Here is a 729-nt window from a genome sequence, read left to right as displayed (position 1 = left end):
GGCCACATAAAGCTCCCCGACCACCCCCACCGGCACCGGCCGCAGCCACCCATCCAGCACAAACAGCGCCGCTCCCGCCACCGGTGAGCCGATCGGCGCCGGCCCGGCCCCCCCAACCAACGGCGCACTCGTGGACGCACGCACCGTGGTTTCGGTGGGGCCGTAGGCGTTGATCACGACCCGTCCTGGCGCCCACCGATCCACCAACTCGGCCGTGCAGGGCTCACCGCCCACCGCCAACACCGCCAACGAGTCCAATCCCTGCGGCGACAACATCGCCACCGCAGCAGGGGTCGACGTAAACACACTGACCCGTTGCCTGACCAGCAAGCCGTGGAAATCTTCCGGTGAGCCGACCACCTCCTCGGGCACGACCACCAGCCGCCCACCACCCAGCAACGCCCCCAAGATCTCCTTGACCGAGACATCGAAGCCATACGAATGGCACTGCGACCACACCCCCGCATGCGGCAGCAGGTGTTTGCGCTCCTGCAGTGACTCGATCAGCTGGGTCGCGTTGTGGTGGGTGATGGCCACCGCCTTGGGCGTTCCGGTGGTACCCGAGGTGTAGATGAAATAGGCGATGTCATCCCCGGCCGGCGCCGGTAACGCCGTACTGGGCTGGGCCTTGACAGCAGGATCATCGATGTCGATGACCAGCAGGTCGCACCCGCCCAACCGGTGAGCCAGATCAGCGGTGCTCAACGCGACGATCGGCGCGGCATCAGC

At 66.9% G+C, this 729-nt stretch carries 1 protein-coding gene; it reads right to left on the bottom strand.

Annotated features, from left to right (window positions below; translation table 11 throughout):
• Nucleotides 1-729 (bottom strand): AMP-binding protein (locus tag CDN38_RS27875; protein WP_142361396.1); only part of this gene is annotated, 729 nt, incomplete at both ends.

The organism is Mycobacterium ostraviense, from assembly GCF_002705925.1.
GTDB lineage: Bacteria > Actinomycetota > Actinomycetes > Mycobacteriales > Mycobacteriaceae > Mycobacterium > Mycobacterium ostraviense.
The sequence above is the reverse complement of the archived record's forward strand: the minus strand, read 5'-3'. Positions and strand labels throughout refer to the sequence as shown.